At 71.8% G+C, this 16,039-nt stretch carries 16 protein-coding genes; 10 read left to right on the top strand and 6 right to left on the bottom strand.

Annotated features, from left to right (window positions below; genetic code table 11):
* The 3 genes from N801_RS21135 to N801_RS16715 form a co-directional block, all read left to right on the top strand.
* Nucleotides 1–286 (top strand): hypothetical protein (locus N801_RS21135; RefSeq protein WP_035940294.1); only part of this gene is annotated, 286 nt, incomplete at its 5' end.
* 137 nt (nucleotides 287–423) lie between these two features.
* Nucleotides 424–1,749 carry an acyl-CoA dehydrogenase family protein gene (locus N801_RS16720; RefSeq protein ID WP_035940292.1) on the top strand — a complete coding sequence of 442 codons (1,326 nt, stop codon included), beginning with the start codon at nucleotides 424–426 and terminating at the stop codon, nucleotides 1,747–1,749.
* A gap of 39 nt (nucleotides 1,750–1,788) precedes the next feature.
* Nucleotides 1,789–3,015, top strand: a complete 1,227-nt coding sequence (locus N801_RS16715) for an acyl-CoA dehydrogenase family protein (RefSeq protein ID WP_035940291.1) — start codon at nucleotides 1,789–1,791, stop codon at nucleotides 3,013–3,015.
* Between the two features lie 32 nt (nucleotides 3,016–3,047).
* Here N801_RS16715 and N801_RS16710 read toward each other — a convergent pair whose 3' ends face one another.
* A complete protein-coding gene (locus N801_RS16710) occupies nucleotides 3,048–3,398 on the bottom strand; it encodes a hypothetical protein (protein WP_156996847.1) in 351 nt (116 codons plus the stop codon).
* A 102-nt stretch (nucleotides 3,399–3,500) separates the two neighbouring features.
* Between N801_RS16710 and N801_RS16705 the strand changes: the two genes are divergently transcribed.
* Both N801_RS16705 and N801_RS16700 read left to right on the top strand, forming a co-directional pair.
* Nucleotides 3,501–4,001, top strand: coding sequence for a hypothetical protein (locus N801_RS16705; RefSeq protein ID WP_035940288.1), 501 nt, complete (start codon nucleotides 3,501–3,503; stop codon nucleotides 3,999–4,001).
* Nucleotides 4,002–4,033: 32 nt separating this feature from the next.
* Entirely contained in the window at nucleotides 4,034–4,408 is a 375-nt protein-coding gene (locus N801_RS16700; protein WP_035940287.1) for an MmcQ/YjbR family DNA-binding protein, read from the top strand.
* A gap of 15 nt (nucleotides 4,409–4,423) precedes the next feature.
* On the opposite strand, the gene N801_RS16695 is transcribed toward N801_RS16700, so the two are convergent.
* The 5 genes from N801_RS16695 to N801_RS16675 form a co-directional block, all read right to left on the bottom strand.
* The gene (locus N801_RS16695; RefSeq protein WP_035940284.1) at nucleotides 4,424–4,774 is read right to left on the bottom strand and encodes a fluoride efflux transporter FluC; all 351 of its coding nucleotides are present in this window, start codon (nucleotides 4,772–4,774) and stop codon (nucleotides 4,424–4,426) included.
* Nucleotides 4,771–5,163 carry a fluoride efflux transporter FluC gene (locus N801_RS16690; RefSeq protein ID WP_035940282.1) on the bottom strand — a complete coding sequence of 131 codons (393 nt, stop codon included), beginning with the start codon at nucleotides 5,161–5,163 and terminating at the stop codon, nucleotides 4,771–4,773. Before N801_RS16690 ends, N801_RS16695 begins: the two co-directional genes overlap by 4 nt.
* A 2-nt stretch (nucleotides 5,164–5,165) precedes the next feature.
* Nucleotides 5,166–6,395: a pyridoxal phosphate-dependent aminotransferase gene (locus N801_RS16685; RefSeq protein ID WP_035940279.1), complete on the bottom strand. Its 1,230-nt coding sequence runs from the start codon at nucleotides 6,393–6,395 to the stop codon at nucleotides 5,166–5,168.
* A 69-nt stretch (nucleotides 6,396–6,464) separates the two neighbouring features.
* Nucleotides 6,465–7,073, bottom strand: coding sequence for a hypothetical protein (locus N801_RS16680; protein ID WP_035940278.1), 609 nt, complete (start codon nucleotides 7,071–7,073; stop codon nucleotides 6,465–6,467).
* Between the two features lie 8 nt (nucleotides 7,074–7,081).
* Nucleotides 7,082–7,996 (bottom strand): universal stress protein, encoded by a 915-nt coding sequence (locus tag N801_RS16675; protein ID WP_035940275.1) that lies wholly within the window; start codon nucleotides 7,994–7,996, stop codon nucleotides 7,082–7,084.
* 137 nt (nucleotides 7,997–8,133) lie between these two features.
* Here N801_RS16675 and arfA point away from each other — a divergent pair, with 137 nt between their 5' ends.
* From arfA to pntB, 5 genes are all read left to right on the top strand, one after another.
* Complete coding sequence (arfA, locus tag N801_RS16670) at nucleotides 8,134–9,660, top strand: arabinosylfuranosidase ArfA (RefSeq protein WP_035940273.1); 1,527 nt, start codon at nucleotides 8,134–8,136, stop codon at nucleotides 9,658–9,660.
* Nucleotides 9,644–11,284: an AMP-binding protein gene (locus tag N801_RS16665; RefSeq protein WP_035940272.1), complete on the top strand. Its 1,641-nt coding sequence runs from the start codon at nucleotides 9,644–9,646 to the stop codon at nucleotides 11,282–11,284. Before arfA ends, N801_RS16665 begins: the two co-directional genes overlap by 17 nt.
* A gap of 99 nt (nucleotides 11,285–11,383) precedes the next feature.
* Nucleotides 11,384–12,892, top strand: a complete 1,509-nt coding sequence (locus N801_RS16660) for a sunset domain-containing protein (RefSeq protein ID WP_035940270.1) — start codon at nucleotides 11,384–11,386, stop codon at nucleotides 12,890–12,892.
* 201 nt (nucleotides 12,893–13,093) lie between these two features.
* Nucleotides 13,094–14,620: a Re/Si-specific NAD(P)(+) transhydrogenase subunit alpha gene (locus N801_RS16655; protein WP_035940267.1), complete on the top strand. Its 1,527-nt coding sequence runs from the start codon at nucleotides 13,094–13,096 to the stop codon at nucleotides 14,618–14,620.
* A 7-nt stretch (nucleotides 14,621–14,627) separates the two neighbouring features.
* Nucleotides 14,628–16,007 (top strand): Re/Si-specific NAD(P)(+) transhydrogenase subunit beta, encoded by a 1,380-nt coding sequence (gene pntB, locus N801_RS16650; RefSeq protein ID WP_035940264.1) that lies wholly within the window; start codon nucleotides 14,628–14,630, stop codon nucleotides 16,005–16,007.
* Nucleotides 16,008–16,039 lie beyond the last annotated feature (32 nt).

Raw genomic sequence — 16,039 nt, 5'->3', positions numbered from 1 at the left:
AACCCGCGCGGCGGCAGCCGCGGACGACCCCAGCCCGAGCGACACCGGACGGGAAGCCGCCGGACCCCCCACCACGACAGCCCCCGTCGCGCGACCCGACGACCCGGCCCTCCTCCCCACCCTCCTCGAGCTCAGCCTCACCCGGCTGCTCGACCTCGCCGAGGCCCACACCCGACCCCGCCCACCCGTGCGCATCGACTGGCTCACCGACATCAAGCCCGTCATGGTCGACATCCCCACCGCGACCAGCCCTCCACCGGACGCCTCGGACGACCCACCGTTCTGACCCGAAGCACGAACCCTGTTTCTGGTTACCGCGGGGTAGGTCTGCGATACGCTGGGAACGCGGAACGCGTCGCACCGGCCGGGCTGTCCACCGGCCCCATGGCGACCCAGCGACGACTTCCTGAAGGGACTTCCACGATGGCGGTGAACCCGTCCACGGCAGCGGACCGAGGCCAGCGCCTCGGGCTGCGCCTCATCGCCAAGGTCGGGGGGATGCCGGCACTGGCGGACCCGACCGTGCGGGGTCGGGTGCAGCGGATCCTCGGCCGAGGCGCGCACACGGGGTTCCGGGCCCAGGTCGTCGTCGGCCGTGCCTTCACGCGGGTCCGCGGGGCCGGACCCGCCACCCGCCCCGGCCCGACCCGGCGCTGCGGGGTCTACGACCTCACCCCGAGCGAGGACCAGCAGCAGCTCCAGCAGGTGGCGCGTGAGCTCGCCGACGAGGTGATCCGGCCGGCCGGAGGCGTCGCCGACGCCGACCGCGCTGTCCCACCCGAGGCGCGCCGGGCCATGCAGGAGATGGGCCTGACGCTCATCGGGGTGCCGGAGGTGCTCGGCGGCATCGCCGAGGAGCGCTCCGCCGTCACCGGCGTCCTCGTCCTCGAGCAGCTGGCCCGAGGTGACATGGGCATCGCCGTCGCGCACATGGCGACGGCGTCGGTCGCGACCGCGTTGGCCCTCTACGGCGACGGTGACCAGCAGGCGACGTACCTGCCGCACTTCACCGGCGCGGAGCCGGTCGCTGCCGCGGCCCTGGCGCTCCAGGAGCCCCAGGTCCTCTTCGACCCCCTCGCCCTCACGACCACCGCTGTCGCACAGGGTGACTCACTCGTTCTCGACGGCACCAAGGCGCTGGTCGTCGGCGCCGAGGCAGCCGAGCTCCTCGTCGTGTCCGCGATGTTCGAGGGCGAGGCGCGCCTCGTCATCGTCGAGCGCACCACCGACGGCATCACCATCGAGGACGACCCCGCCATGGGGCTGCGCGCTGCGAGGACCGGACGGGTCGTCCTCCGGAACGTCACGGTGCCACGGGCCAACCTGCTCGGGACGGCCGACGACCACCGTGACGCCGTCCGCCGGGGCCGGGTCGCGTGGGCAGCAGCGGCGTGCGGCACCGGTCGGGCCGTCCTCGACCAGGTCGTCGGCTACGTCACGGAGCGTCAGGCGTTCGGTGAGCCCATCGGTCAGCGCCAGGCCGTGGCGTTCATCGTCGCGGACATCGCGATCGAGCTCGACGGGCTCCGCCTCGCCACGCTCAAGGCGGCGTCCCGGCTCGACGCCGGCATCGACGCTGCCCAGCTCGTCGCCGAGGTCCGTGCGCTCACCGCGACCCACGCCGCCACGATCGGCTCGCACGCGGTCCAGCTCCTCGGCGGGCACGGCTTCGTCAAGGACTTCGACAACGAGCGGTGGTTCCGCGACCTCCGTGGAGCGGGTGTCCTCGAGGGCACCCTGCTCGTGTGACCGGCATACGCGCATGAACGAGCACCGGGAAGGACAGCCGTGATCGACCTCGAGGTTCCCCGCAAGTTCCTCCCGCTCGTCGAGCGGGCCCGCGGGGTGGCCGAGGAGGTCTTCCGCCCGATCTCGCGGACCTACGACCGCGCCGAGCACGAGTACCCGCGCGAGCTCGACCTCCTCTCTGCGGTCATCGACGGCATGAGCTCGTCAGGAGCGGGCCAGGGCGCCGGTGCGTCGAGCGTGGTCGCCGCCGTCGGCTCGGGGGAGCGGCACCCGGCCGCTCCCACGGTGCGCAACGGGTCCAACCTCTCGTCCGTCCTGTCCATCCTCGAGACCTGCCGCGGCGACGTCGGGCTCACCCTCTCGATCCCGCGCCAGGGCCTCGGCAACGCCGCGATCGCGGCCGTTGCCACCGACGAGCAGAAGGCGAGGTATGCCGGCCGCTGGGCCGCGATGGCCATCACCGAGCCCGAGACCGGCTCGGACTCGGGAGCCATCCGCACCACGGCCGTCAAGGACGGTGACGAGTACGTCCTCAACGGGGAGAAGATCTACGTCACCTCGGGGGAGCGGGCCGACCTCGTCGTCGTCTGGGCCACGCTCGACCGCTCGCTCGGCAAGCGGGCGATCAGGTCCTTCGTCGTCAGCCGCGCCAACCCCGGGCTCAAGCTCGTCCGGCTGGAGCACAAGCTCGGCATCCGGGCATCCGACACCGCCGCGTTCCACCTCGACGACTGCCGGGTCCCGGCGCAGGACCTCCTCGGCGACCCGGACATCACCACCGCGGGTGGGTTCGGCGGCGCCATGCAGACGTTCGACAACACGCGGCCACTCGTCGCGGCCATGGCGCTCGGGCTGACCCGTGCCTGCCTCGACACGACGACGGAGCTCCTCGCCGACGCGGGCGTCCACGTCGACTGGGACCGGCCGGCCCACGTCCAGCACGCGGCCGCCGCCCGGCTGCTCCAGATGGAGGCGGAGTACGAGGCTGCCCACGCCCTGACCCTGCGCGCGGCCTGGATGGCCGACAACGGCAGACCCAACTCGATGGAGGCGTCGATGGCCAAGGCGAAGGCGGGGCGGACCGGCGTCGCCGTCTCCCTCGCCTGCGTCGAGCTGGCCGGGGCCACCGGCTACGGCGAGCGAGAGCTGCTCGAGAAGTGGGCCCGCGACTCCAAGATCCTCGACATCTTCGAGGGGACGCAGCAGATCCAGCTGCTCGTCGTCGCCCGGCACCTGCTCGGCCTCAGCTCGAGCCAGCTCAAGTAGCCCGGCCGGCCGGAGCAGCCGGAGCAGCCGGGTCAGCGACGGCGCTCGCGCTGCCGTCGCACCCACGGGAGGCCGATGGCGAGCGTGGCGAGGGCCAGCACGACGGCCGCCGCGAGCAGCCCGCACAGGGCAGCGAACCCCACCTTGATGACCGCCTCCCACACGAGGTGGTCGTACGCGAGCTCTGGCTCGTTCTGGGTGCCGGTCCAGAAGCCGAGGACGAACGCGAGCCCGGCGAGCACGATGAGGCCCAGCGAGATGCCGGCCCCCTTGGCCACCGTCACCGCGTCGACGGGTGGTGCCGTCGCGTCGGCCTCGTCGACCCGGTGCGCGAACGTCTCGAAGACGTCCGGCATCGGTCCGGTCCCGCGACGCTTGGGCATGCGGGGAAGCATAGGCGGCATCGGGGGAGAGGGCTCTGGTGCACGACGGCCCCCAGTGGGTACAGGACGGGTCACACCGTTCATCGAGGGACAGGTGGTGCGATGGAGATCTCCGGACTGCCGGTGCACGTGCTCGTGGTCCACGGCGCCGTGGTCCTCACCCCGCTGGCCGCGGTGGCGTCGATCCTCCTCGCCGTCGTCCCGCGGTGGCGCTACCTCACCCGGTGGCCCGCCGTCGCCCTCGCCCTCGCGGCCACGGCGACCGTGTGGGTGGCGCGGATCAGCGGCAACGAGTTCTTCGAGTCGCGTTTCGACGGTTTGCCCGCAGACAGCGGGCTGCGGCAGGAGATCCTCGAGCACCGCGACCACGGCGTGACCCTCTCCCTCCTCGCCCTGGTCTTCGTCGCCCTCACCGTCCTCGGGGGCGTCCTTCTCGGGGGCGAGTCGGGCCTCACCAGCGGTCGTGGCGCGAAGCCCGTGAGGCAGCGGTGGGTCGAGCTGGCCCTGCCCGCCGCGATGGTCGTCGCCTCGGCCCTCGTCCTCGTCTACGCCGTGCTGACCGGCGACGCCGGGGCGCGCGCCACCTGGGACCCGCCGGCGTGACGAGCGTCGGACCTCGCTCCTAGGGTCGGGGGATGGCGACCGTCGCGCGGCCCGAGGTGCCGCTGCCGTGGATCGAGCGTCTCTCCGCGATCCTCAGCGCCTTCCCGGAGGTGCGTGAGGACGACTCGTGGGTGGGCCTGGCCTGGCGGGTGCGGTCGGCGACCGTCGCCCACGTCTTCGGCGGCGAGGACCAGCTGTTCCGGATCACCTTCCGGGCCGAGCCCGACGAGGTGATGGCCTTCCAGCACATGGGCGAGCCCTACTTCAAGGCCAACTGGGGCGGCAACGTCGTCGGGCTGCTCCTCGACGACGACACCGACTGGGAGGAGCTCGCCGAGCTGCTCACCGACTCCTACTGCATCCAGGCGCCGACGAAGCTCGCCGAACAGGTCCCGCGCCCGGACTGACCGCGGGTCGGCGGCTCAGGCGGCGAGGACCCAGCCGAGCCAGGCGGCGCCGAGACCGAGGACGAGGTGGAGGGCGAGCGCCGCCACGGCGTGCGGCATCCGCCGCTCGACGATGCCGTCCCACACCTCGAGGGCCAGGGTCGACATCGTCGTGAGGGCGCCGCAGAAGCCGGTGCCGACGAGGGCCAGCGCGTCACCCCGCACGTCCCCGCCGACGAGGACCCCGAAGACGAGCGACCCTGCGACGTTGACGAGGAGCGTCCCGGCGTGTGTCGTCGCGCCCCGGTCGCGCAGGGCGACGGTCACGGCGAAACGCAGCGGCGCCCCGATCCCGGCGCCGACCGCAACGAGCAGCCACGCGGTCATGGTCGATGCCACAGGCGTTGTGCCACGGCGGTGCCCATCGCGACCGCCCCGACGCAGGTCACGAGGGTGACGACGACGTATGCCGCCGCGAGCCCGGCGCTGCCCGCCTCGACCAGGCCGACCGTGTCGACCGCGAAGGCGGAGTACGTGCTGAAGCCGCCCAGCACCCCGGACATGAGCAGCGGCCGGACCCAGTGGGCGGCGTGGCGCCAGTGTGCCCAGCCCGCGGCGACCCCGATGAGCAGCGAGGCCGCCACGTTGACCGCGAGGGTCGCCCACGGCCAACCGCCGGCCGCGTGCGGGACCGCGGTGCCCACGGCACACCGAAGCAGCGCACCGGCCACGCCACCCACGGCGACCAGGGCGAGGTCTCGCGACCGGGCCGGCATCCTCAGCGACGGATCGTCTCGAGGTACTCCGCGATCCGGCCGATGGCCTCCGTGAGCAACTCGGCGTCGGGCAGCGTGACGAGCCGGAAGTGGTCCGGCTCGAACCAGTTGAAGCCGGTGCCGTGGGTCACGAGGATCTTCTTCGCGCGGAGCAGGTCGATGACGAACTTCTCGTCGTCCTCGATCTCGTACATCTCCGGGTCGAGCCGCGGGAAGCAGTACAGCGCGCCGTGCGGCTCGACGCAGCTCACCCCGGGGATGTCGTTGAGGAGGCGGTTGGCGAGCTTGATCTGCTCGTAGAAGCGCCCTCCCGGCACGATGAGCTCGTTGATCGACTGGTAGCCGCCGAGGGCGGTCTGGATCGCGTGCTGCGCCGGCACGTTGGCGCACATGCGCATGTTCGCGAGCAGCGTCAGCCCTTCGAGGAAGTCCTCGGCGAGGTGCTTCGGGCCGGACACCATGACCCAGCCCGCGCGGTAGCCGCAGACGCGGTAGGCCTTGGACAGCCCGCTGAAGGTGAGGCAGAGGACGTCGTCCTCGGCGAAGGTCGCGACGTGGTGGTGGACCGGCGTGACCGCCTCGTCGGCGTAGAGGATCTTCTCGTAGATCTCGTCGGCCATGAGGACGAGCCGGTGCCGGCGGGCGATGTCGACCAGGCCGCGCACGATCTCCTCGCTGTAGACCGCGCCCGTCGGGTTGTTGGGGTTGATGATGACGAGCGCGTGGGTGTTCTCCGTGATCTTGGACTCGATGTCGTCGAGGTCGGGGTTCCACCCGTTCGCCTCGTCGCAGCGGTAGTGCACCGGGGTCCCGCCGGAGAGCGTCACCGCCCCCGTCCAGAGCGGGTAGTCCGGGGCCGGGACGAGGATCTCGTTGCCGTCGTCGACGAAGGCCTGGAGCACCATCGAGATGAGCTCGGAGACGCCGTTGCCGATCCACACGTCGTCGACGACGGTCTCGGTGAGGCCCCGCGACTGGTAGTACTGCGCGACCGCGGTGCGCGCCGAGTAGATCCCGCGGGAGTCGGAGTAGCCCTGCGACTCCGGCAGGTTGTGGATCATGTCGGCGACGATCGCCTCGGGGGCCTCGAACCCGAACGGCGCGGTGTTGCCGATGTTGAGCTTGAGGATCTTGTGCCCCTCGCCCTCGAGCCGCTGGGCCTCGACGAGGATCGGACCCCTCACGTCGTAGCGGACGTGCTGGAGCTTCTGGCTCTGGACGATGTGGCGCATGCACGCATGGTTCCAGACGGCGTATGCCGTCCGCGCGACCGTTTCGTCCGCGTCGCCCGTGTCCCCGGCTCAGCCGACGACGACGGTGGTGACGACCGAGGTCACCGAGGGGGTGCGCGGGGTCGAGGAGAAGCCGAACCGGCAGGGCGGGTCGATGTCGGCGAGCTCGCCCAGGTCGCGCCCGTCGAGGGTCGCCCGCATCGCGGTGACGTGGCGCAGGTCGGTCGCGCCGTAGAACTCGCGGCGTCCCTCGAGCGCCGTCCCCACGGTGCGCACTCCCGGCAGGACGACTCGAGCGACGGGCGAGACGAGCCGCGCCCAGATCGGGCTGGCCCCGAGCGGGCGTGGCACGGCGCGCAGGAGCCAGCCGAGCGGCATACGCCGTCCGACCGTGACCTCCAGCGTCAGCGAGGGGGACGTGACCGACCACCGGTCGTCCCGCTCCGTGCAGACGACCGGCTCGATCCGGACCTCGTCGAAGGAGTAGGTGGCGGTGACGTAGTCGGCCACGTCCTGCGAGGGAACGAGGAGCAGCCGGTGCCCGGTGTCGGTCTCGACCATGACGTCGGAGAACGCGCCGAGCGGCGTCGTGTGCCACCGGCCGAGGACGACGCGCACGCCGGAGGTCGAGCCGACCCCGACGATGTGCCCCCGGAAGCGGTCGCGGCGGGTCGCCACCGGGGCGGTCAGGTCGCCGGCGCGGCGCGCACGAGCATGACGGGGGAGGTGGCCGTCTCGAGGACGCGCTGGCTCTGCGACCCGAGGAGCATGCCGGCGAAGCCGCCCCGGCCCCGCGTCCCCATGACGAGCAGGCCGGCGTCGGCGGAGCGCTCGGCGAGCACCTTCGCGGGGGAGCCGCGCAGGATCTCGACGGTGCAGTCGACGCCGGGGTGGGCAGCGCGCAGCGGCTCGACGATGCGGTCGGCGACCGCGCGGTACTTCGCCTCGACCTCGTTCCAGGCGTCGGTGCCGGGGGTGGTGACGACCATGCCGTCGACCACCTCGACGTTCCAGGTCGTCACCGCGATGAGCGGTGCCTGGCGCAGCTCGGCGATCCAGAAGGCGCGCTCGGCGGCCGCGGCGCTGTGCGACGAGCCGTCGATGCCGACGACCACGGGCCCCTCGGCGTGGTTGCGGGACCCCTGCGGGACGATGACGACCGGGCACTGGGCGTGCATGGCGGCGGCGAGGGACGGGCGTCCGAGCCCGAGCCGCTGGAGGGCGCTCTCGCGGACCGCGCCCACGACGATGAGCCGGGCGACGGCCGAGGCGTCGATGAGGGCCCGCTCGGGGCGGACGAACGGCTGGCTGCCGGTCACCTCGACGTCGGGCCACCGGCGACGGGCGGCGGCGACGGTCTCCGAGACGACGCTCTCGTTGCCGATGTCGCCGTCCGGGCCGAGCGAGATCGAGTTGCCCGCCACGGGGTCGATCGCCGTGATCTCGGCGCTGAGGTCGTGCGCGTGCAGGATGTGCAACGGACTGCCGGACCGCTGGGCGGAGTCGCCCGCCCAGGTCAGGCACTCGGCGTCACGGTCGCTCTTGCCGATCCCCACGACAACTGCACCCTCGGGGATGGCGTCACCCTCGCGTTCGTCCATGGAAACGACCTTACCCACGGCACCGGACGTGAGGTGGGCGGTGGGGGCAACCGACCCGGCCGGGGAGGGGGTGGTGGGACGCCAACCGAGGTACAACTGGACCGTACGCGTCATCACTCTCAGCGTGGAGGTCGTTGGTGTCCGAGGCACTGCTCACCCTGAACCCGCATTTCGTCGTCGGCCCGCTCAACCGACGGATCTTCGGTTCCTTCGTCGAGCACATGGGTCGCTGTGTCTACACCGGCATCTACGAGCCCGACCACCCGAGCGCCGACGAGCACGGCTTCCGGGGCGACGTCGCCGAGCTCGTCGTGGAGCTCGGGGCGACCATCGTCCGCTACCCCGGTGGCAACTTCGTGTCGAACTACCGGTGGGAGGACGGGGTCGGCCCCCGCGAGGACCGGCCGACCCGTCTCGACCTCGCGTGGCGTTCCATCGAGACCAACCAGGTGGGGACCGACGACTTCCTCGGCTGGTGCGAGCGCCTGGGCATCGAGCCGATGATGGCGATGAACCTCGGCACGCGCGGGCTGGCCGAGGCCATCGAGCTCGTGCAGTACACCAACGCCGATCCGGGAACGGACGTGGCGGACCGCCGCGGCGCCAACGGCCGCACCGAGCCGTGGGACGTGCGGGTCTGGTGCCTCGGCAACGAGATGGACGGCCCGTGGCAGATGGGCGCCAAGACGGCGGAGGAGTACGCCCGCCTCGCCGAGGAGGTCGGCCGGGCCCTCAAGCGGTTCGACCCCACCCTGGAGCTCGTCGCGTGCGGGTCCAGCAACCGCGCCATGCCCACTTTCGGCGCCTGGGAGCGGATCGTGCTCGACCGCGCGTTCGACCACGTCGACCACATCTCCGCTCACGCCTACTACGAGCCCCACGGCGGCGACGTCGACTCCTTCCTCGCCAGCGGCGAGGACATGGACCGCTTCATCTCCTCGGTCGTCGCGACGGCCGACCACATCGCCGCGGTCAAACAGTCCGACAAGCGGGTCATGGTGAGCTTCGACGAGTGGAACGTGTGGTTCGCGGAGCGCTTCCCGGGTGAGCCCAGCCTCGAGTTCGAGGAGGGCCGGGAGCTCATCCGCGACGTGTACTCCGTCCTCGACGCGGTGGTCGTCGGCTCGCTGCTCATCACGCTGATGCGGCACACCGACCGGGTCTCGATGGCCTGTCAGGCCCAGCTCGTCAACGTCATCGCACCCATCCTCACCGTCCCGGGTGGTCCCGCCTGGCGGCAGACGATCTTCCACCCCTTCGCCCTGACCGCCGCGCACGCCCGAGGCGTCGTCCTCAGCGTCGGTGGAGACATCCCGTCCGTGGCCACGGCGGCGTACGGAGCGGTGGACCAGGTCTGGAGCACGGCGACGTGGGACAGCGCCAGCGGCGCCCTCACCGTCTTCGCGGTCAACCGCAGCCGAACCGAGGGCTGCCAGCTGGACCTCGACCTCAGCGCGTTCGGCGACCTCGAGATCCGCGAGCACCTCACCCTCCACGACGACGACCACGCCGCGACGAACACCCGGGACGACCCCGAGCGGGTCGTCCCCCGACCGGGACGGAGCTCCCTCGAGGACGGACACCTGCGCTCCACCCTCCCCGCCGTCTCCTGGCACTGCATCCGCCTCGACGCCGAAAGGGTCGCCCATGTCCCACCCGCCTGACCCCACGCTGTCGCACGCGTTCGGGCCGACGTCCCCGCCGTTGCTCGAGCAGACGATCGGGGCCAACCTCGACGCGACCGTGGCCCGGTTCGGCGACCGCGAGGCGCTGGTCGACCGCGCCCAGGGGCTGCGGTGGACGTATGCCGTCTTCGGCGAGCAGGTGGACCGCCTCGCCAAGGCGCTCGTCGCCGCCGGGCTCGGCCGGGGTGACCGCGTCGGCATCTGGGCACCGAACCGTGCCGAGTGGACCGTCGTGCAGTACGCCACCGCGAAGGTGGGGGTCATCCTCGTCAACATCAACCCGGCATACCGCTCGCACGAGCTCGGCTACGTCCTGGCCCAGGCCGGGATCCGCGGCCTCTTCTCGGCGGCGTCGTTCAAGAGCTCGAACTACGTGGCGATGATCGAGGAGGTCCGCGGCGACTGCCCCGACCTCGAGTTCGTCTGGGTGATCGCCGAGGCGAGCTGGAGCGGGCTGCTCGAGGGTGCGGACACGGTGAGCGACGAGCGGCTCCAGATGGTCGCGGCCGAGCTCGACCCGCACGACCCCATCAACATCCAGTACACCTCCGGCACGACCGGCTTCCCCAAGGGCGCCACCCTCAGCCACCACAACATCCTCAACAACGGCTACCTCGTCGGCGAGGTCTGCCGCTACACCGAGCACGACCGCATCTGCATCCCCGTGCCCTTCTACCACTGCTTCGGCATGGTCATGGGCAACCTCGCGGCGACCACCCACGGCGCGTGCATGGTGATCCCGGCGCCCGGCTTCGACCCCGCCCAGACGCTCGCGGCGGCGGCCGAGGAGCGGTGCACGAGCCTCTACGGCGTGCCGACGATGTTCATCGCCGAGTGGGCCCTCCCCGACTTCTCCGAGTACGACCTGAGCTCGGTGCGAACGGGGATCATGGCCGGCTCGCCGTGCCCGGCGGAGCTCATGAAGAAGCTCATCGCGGCCGGCATCGACGAGATGACCATCTGCTACGGCATGACCGAGACCTCGCCGGTGTCGACCCAGACGCGGCCCGACGACACGTTCGAGCGCAAGGTCGGGACCGTCGGGCAGGTGTGCCCGCACCTCGAGGTCAAGGTGGTCGACCCCGTGACGTTCAAGACCGTGCCGCGCGGCGTGGCCGGGGAGTTCTGGACCAAGGGCTACTCGGTCATGCTCGGCTACTGGGGCCAGGACGACAGGACCGCAGAGGCGCTCGTCGACGGGTGGATGCGCACCGGCGACCTCGCGGTCATGGACGCCGACGGCTGCCTCCGGATCACCGGCCGGATCAAGGACATGGTCATCCGCGGCGGCGAGAACGTCTACCCACGCGAGATCGAGGAGTTCCTCCACACCCACCCCGACATCGTCGACGCCCAGGTCATCGGGGTGCCCGACGAGAAGTACGGCGAGGAGCTCGCCGCGTGGGTCCGGATGCGCGACGGAGCCGAGCCGCTGACGCCGGAGTCGTTGCGGGAGTTCGCCTCCGGCAAGCTGGCGCACTACAAGATCCCGAGGTACGTCCGGGTCGTCGACGACTTCCCCATGACGGTCACCGGGAAGGTGCGCAAGGTCGAGATGCGGGAGATCACCGCCGAGGAGCTGGGCCTGCGGCCGGGCGGCTGAGCCGGGTCCTGCGTACTCCCCTATCGGCCCAGGTCGGCCGGTAGTTTGGGGAGCCAGCGGGTGTCGCCACCCGACCTCCACGGCAGGAGCACATCTCGCATGCGGTACCTCATCGGCGCACTGGTCGTCCTCGGCCTCCTCTTCCTCGCGTGGTGGCTCTTCTCCCGCGGACAGAAGCAGAAGCTCGAGGAGCAGCGCGCCGAGGCCGCCCGCATCCGGGCCGGCGCGGAGGAGCGAGAGGCGGGCATCCGCGGCCAGGAGGCCTTCGCGCAGCAGGCCGAAGAGCGTGCGGCGCTCGCCCGGCACGACGCCGAGGAGCGTGCCCGCCAGGCCGAGGAGAGCGCGCGCGAGGCCCAGCGGGTCGAGGAGGAGGCCAGGTCCCACCAGGCCGAGCTCGACCGGGCGCGCCTGCAGCGGGACGCCGAGCTGCGTCGCGCCGACGAGCTCGACCCGGACGTCGAGGTCGACACGTCCGACCCCCGGCCCCTGCCGGAGGACCTCGACGACCACGTGCGCCCGTTGGACGAGCCCGTGAGCGACCGTGCGGATGCGGACGCGCGGGTGCCCCGGGGTGGCGCGGTCGCCACCGGTGGCGGCGCCGCCGCCCTGGGCAGCGCGTATGCCGCGAGCCGCGGAGACGTCAGCGACGCCGAGGCCCAGCGCCTCGCCTCCGGCGCCGACTACCGCGACGACACCGAGTGGGTCGCCAGCGGGCGGCACGCTCACGATGACGCCGCATTTGCCGAGAACAGCGCGGACGGAACGACCGGCCGTGTCGAGCACGCAGAGAGGCAGGGACATGACATGACCCACCACGACGAGGGCGATGCCCGACGCGCGGACGAGGCCGCCCCCGACGACGTCGACGCGACGCGCGAGGGGGACGACTCCACGCGTGACGACTCCACGCGTGACGACTCGGCGAACGAGCCCGGCGACGACGACATGGTGATCATCAACGACGTCGAGGACTACGCCTCGACCGAGCCGCTCCCCATGGACGAGCAGACCCCGGTCGACCGCACCTCCGACGAGCCGACCACCGAGGACACGTGGGACGCGGACGCCACGGCGGACCGGGACACCGAGACGGTCCGCGACAGCGACACGGACCGGGACAGCGACACCGACCGGGACACCGACACCGACCGGGACGCCGACACGGACCGGGACACGGACCGCGACGCCGGCACCGAGCGGGTCTCGGACGAGGACCTCATCGCTGGCGGCACCGACCCGAGCTCGCCCTCCGAGGACGGGGACGCGACCCACTGGCCGGACGGCACCGAGCGGGTCAACGTCGCCGACGACGCGAGCTCGGACTCGGACGGTGACGACTCCGGGTCGGACGAGGGCTACTCCGGATCGGCCGAGGGGACGCGACGCACCTCCGAGGTCGACGAGATCCGGGACGGCGGCTACGGCGTCGGGTCGGCTGCGCCGCTCGAGGACCGCGCCCAGCCGCGCGACCACCCCGTGCAGGCCTACCGCGACACGATGACCTTCCGCGTCCCGGGTTCTCCCGGCTACGACTCCGCCGAGCCCGACGTGTGGTTCTACGACGAGGACGCCGCCCGCCAGGCCGGCTTCAACCCCTCCGAGGGCTGAGCCAGCCGGGCTCACGCCCGGACCGATGCCCCGCCGGACCTCGTCCGGCGGGGCATCGCCGGATCTGGGCGCACGGGGCCGGACGAGCGGCCACACGGGGCGGGGCGCGAGGTCGCCACGGTGACACGGTCTGCGCGCGGTCGGGGGGTGCCTAGTAGGTTCGCGGTCGAGTGTCTGTCCCCCGGACGAGGAGGTCCCCCCGTGCGCATCGGTGTGCCGTTGGAGTCGTTGGCTGGCGAGACCCGTGTCGCTGCGACCCCGAAGACGGTCGAGCAGCTCATCGGACTCGGGTATGCCGTGTTCATCCAGTCCGGCGCGGGCCGGCGGGCGACGTTCGCGGATGCGGCCTACGTCGCGGCCGGCGCCGACGTCGTGGGCGACGAGGTGTGGAACACCGACGTCATCCTCAAGATCAACGCGCCCGCCCCCGACGAGGTGGACCGCCTCCGCAGCGGGCAGACCGTCGTCAGCCTGCTGTCCCCGGCCCTGCGCCCCGAGCTCGTCTCGGCGCTCGCGGAGCGCGGCGTCACGGTGCTCGCCATGGACGCGGTGCCGCGCATCTCCCGCGCCCAGTCCCTCGACGTGCTGTCGTCGATGGCGAACATCGGCGGCTACCGCGCGGTCATCGAGGCGGCGCACGAGTTCGGCTCGGTCTTCACCGGTCAGGTCACCGCTGCGGGCAAGGTGCCGCCGGCCAAGGTCCTCGTCGTCGGCGCCGGTGTCGCCGGGCTGTCGGCGATCGGCACGGCCGGCGCGCTCGGCGCCATCGTCCGGGCGTTCGACGCCCGCAGCGAGGTCGCCGAGCAGGTCGAGTCGATGGGAGCGGACTTCCTCCGCATCGAGGTCGAGGACACCGGGCCGAGTGCCGACGGCTACGCCCGGGAGACCGGCGAGGACTTCAACGCCAAGGCCGCCGAGCTGTACGCCGCCCAGGCCGCGGAGGTCGACATCGTCATCACCACGGCCCTCATCCCCGGCCGGCCCGCTCCCCGCCTGTTCACCGAGGAGATGGTCGCCTCGATGAAGCCGGGCTCCGTCGTCGTCGACATGGCAGCGGCCAACGGCGGCAACGTCGCCGGGTCCGTGGCCGACCAGAAGGTCGTGACGCCGGGCGGCGTGACGATCCTCGGCTACACCGACCTCCCGGGGCGCCTCCCCACCCAGGCGTCCCAGCTGTTCGGGACGAACCTCGTCAACCTCCTCAAGCTGCTCACCCCCGAGAAGGACGGCCAGCTCACCCTCGACCTCGACGACCCGGTCCAGCGCGGCATGACCGTGGTGCGCGACGGCGAGGTGCTGTGGCCGCCGCCGCCCGTCCAGGTCTCGGCGGCGCCCGCCGCGACGGCCCCCGCCGTCGTGGCCAAGGCGCCGCGCAAGCCGCGCGACCCGCGGATGAAGTACTTGTGGATGGCGATCGGCTCGCTGGTCTTCGCCCTCATCGCGTCGGCCTCGCCCGCGGTCTTCCTCGGTCACTTCACCGTGTTCGCGCTCGCGGTCATCGTCGGGTTCTACGTCATCTCCAACGTGTCGCACGCCCTGCACACCCCGCTCATGGCCGAGACCAACGCCATCAGCGGGATCATCGTCGTCGGCGGGCTGCTGCAGATCGACTCCGACGACCTCGTCGTCAAGACGCTCGCGTTCCTCGCGATCCTCGTCGCCAGCATCAACATCTTCGGAGGCTTCGCTGTGACCGGCCGCATGCTCGAGATGTTCCGGAAGGACTGAGGCGACGATGACAGCGAACGTGGTCTCTGCGGCATACATCGTCTCTGCCGTGCTCTTCGTCCTCTCCCTCGCGGGTCTCTCCCGGCACGAGAGCGCCAAGGAGGGCAACGCCTTCGGGGTGACCGGCATGGTCATCGCCCTCGGCGCGACCGTCTGGCTCACCCTGTCGCGCTCCGAGCACGCCGTCGCCACGCTGCTCCTCATCGCCCTCGCGATGGCCATCGGCGCCGCGATCGGCCTGTGGCGGGCCCGCAAGGTCGAGATGACCCAGATGCCGGAGCTGGTCGCGATGCTGCACAGCTTCGTCGGCCTCGCCGCGGTGCTCGTCGGGATCAACAGCCACCTCACCGTCGGCGACGCGTCCGACACGGTCCACTCCGTGGAGGTCTTCCTCGGTGTCTTCATCGGCGCCGTGACCCTCACCGGCTCGATCGTCGCGTTCCTCAAGCTGTCGGGGCGGATCTCGTCGTCGCCGCTCATGCTGCCCGCGCGGCACTGGCTCAACCTCGCCGCGCTCGTCGTGTCGGCGGGGCTGGCCGTCTGGTACGTGCAGTCGCACTCCGTCGTCCCGCTGCTGCTCATGACGGCCATCGCGCTCGCGTTCGGCTGGCACCTCGTGGCGTCGATCGGCGGCGGCGACATGCCCGTCGTCGTGTCGATGCTCAACTCGTACTCGGGCTGGGCGGCGGCCGCGGCCGGCTTCATGCTCAGCAACGACCTGCTCATCGTCACGGGCGCGCTCGTCGGTGCCTCCGGTGCGATCCTGTCCTGGATCATGTGCCGGGCGATGAACCGCTCGTTCATCTCGGTCATCGCCGGCGGGTTCGGCCAGGAGGTCGTCGTCGGCGACGACAAGGACTACGGCGAGCACCGCGAGATCACCGCGGAGAGCGCGGCCGAGCTGCTGCGCGACGCGTCGTCGGTCATCATCACGCCGGGCTACGGGATGGCGGTGGCACAGGCGCAGTATCCGGTCGCCGAGCTCACCAAGCGCCTGCGCGACAGGGGCGTCGACGTCCGCTTCGGCATCCACCCCGTCGCGGGACGGCTTCCCGGGCACATGAACGTGCTGCTCGCCGAGGCCAAGGTGCCCTACGACATCGTGCTCGAGATGGACGAGGTCAACGACGACTTCCCGTCGACCGACGTCGTCCTCGTCATCGGCGCCAACGACACCGTCAACCCCTCCGCCGCCGAGGACCCCACCTCGCCGATCGCCGGCATGCCGGTGCTCGAGGTGTGGAACGCCCACAACGTCATCATCTTCAAGCGCTCGATGGCGACGGGCTACGCGGGCGTGCAGAACCCGCTGTTCTTCCGAGAGAACTCGCAGATGCTCTTCGGTGACGCGAAGCAGCGCGTCGACGACATCCTCACCGCCCTCTGACGGCACCCCACCCACGCCACCCCGCCCGCCCG

This window comes from Knoellia aerolata DSM 18566, from assembly GCF_000768695.1.
Taxonomy (GTDB): domain Bacteria; phylum Actinomycetota; class Actinomycetes; order Actinomycetales; family Dermatophilaceae; genus Knoellia; species Knoellia aerolata.
The sequence above is the reverse complement of the archived record's forward strand: the minus strand, read 5'-3'. Positions and strand labels throughout refer to the sequence as shown.

What these genes read in the sequence shown, in the direction of transcription:
- N801_RS16720 (WP_035940292.1), top strand. Translation starts at nt 424, where the DNA reads ATGGCGGTGAACCCGTCCACGGCAGCGGACCGAGGCCAGCGCCTCGGG.
- N801_RS16710 (WP_156996847.1), bottom strand. Translation starts at nt 3,398, where the DNA reads ATGCCCAAGCGTCGCGGGACCGGACCGATGCCGGACGTCTTCGAGACG.
- N801_RS16705 (WP_035940288.1), top strand. Translation starts at nt 3,501, where the DNA reads ATGGAGATCTCCGGACTGCCGGTGCACGTGCTCGTGGTCCACGGCGCC.
- N801_RS16700 (WP_035940287.1), top strand. Translation starts at nt 4,034, where the DNA reads ATGGCGACCGTCGCGCGGCCCGAGGTGCCGCTGCCGTGGATCGAGCGT.
- N801_RS16695 (WP_035940284.1), bottom strand. Translation starts at nt 4,774, where the DNA reads ATGACCGCGTGGCTGCTCGTTGCGGTCGGCGCCGGGATCGGGGCGCCG.
- N801_RS16690 (WP_035940282.1), bottom strand. Translation starts at nt 5,163, where the DNA reads ATGCCGGCCCGGTCGCGAGACCTCGCCCTGGTCGCCGTGGGTGGCGTG.
- N801_RS16685 (WP_035940279.1), bottom strand. Translation starts at nt 6,395, where the DNA reads ATGCGCCACATCGTCCAGAGCCAGAAGCTCCAGCACGTCCGCTACGAC.
- N801_RS16675 (WP_035940275.1), bottom strand. Translation starts at nt 7,996, where the DNA reads ATGGACGAACGCGAGGGTGACGCCATCCCCGAGGGTGCAGTTGTCGTG.
- N801_RS16665 (WP_035940272.1), top strand. Translation starts at nt 9,644, where the DNA reads ATGTCCCACCCGCCTGACCCCACGCTGTCGCACGCGTTCGGGCCGACG.
- N801_RS16660 (WP_035940270.1), top strand. Translation starts at nt 11,384, where the DNA reads ATGCGGTACCTCATCGGCGCACTGGTCGTCCTCGGCCTCCTCTTCCTC.
- pntB (WP_035940264.1), top strand. Translation starts at nt 14,628, where the DNA reads ATGACAGCGAACGTGGTCTCTGCGGCATACATCGTCTCTGCCGTGCTC.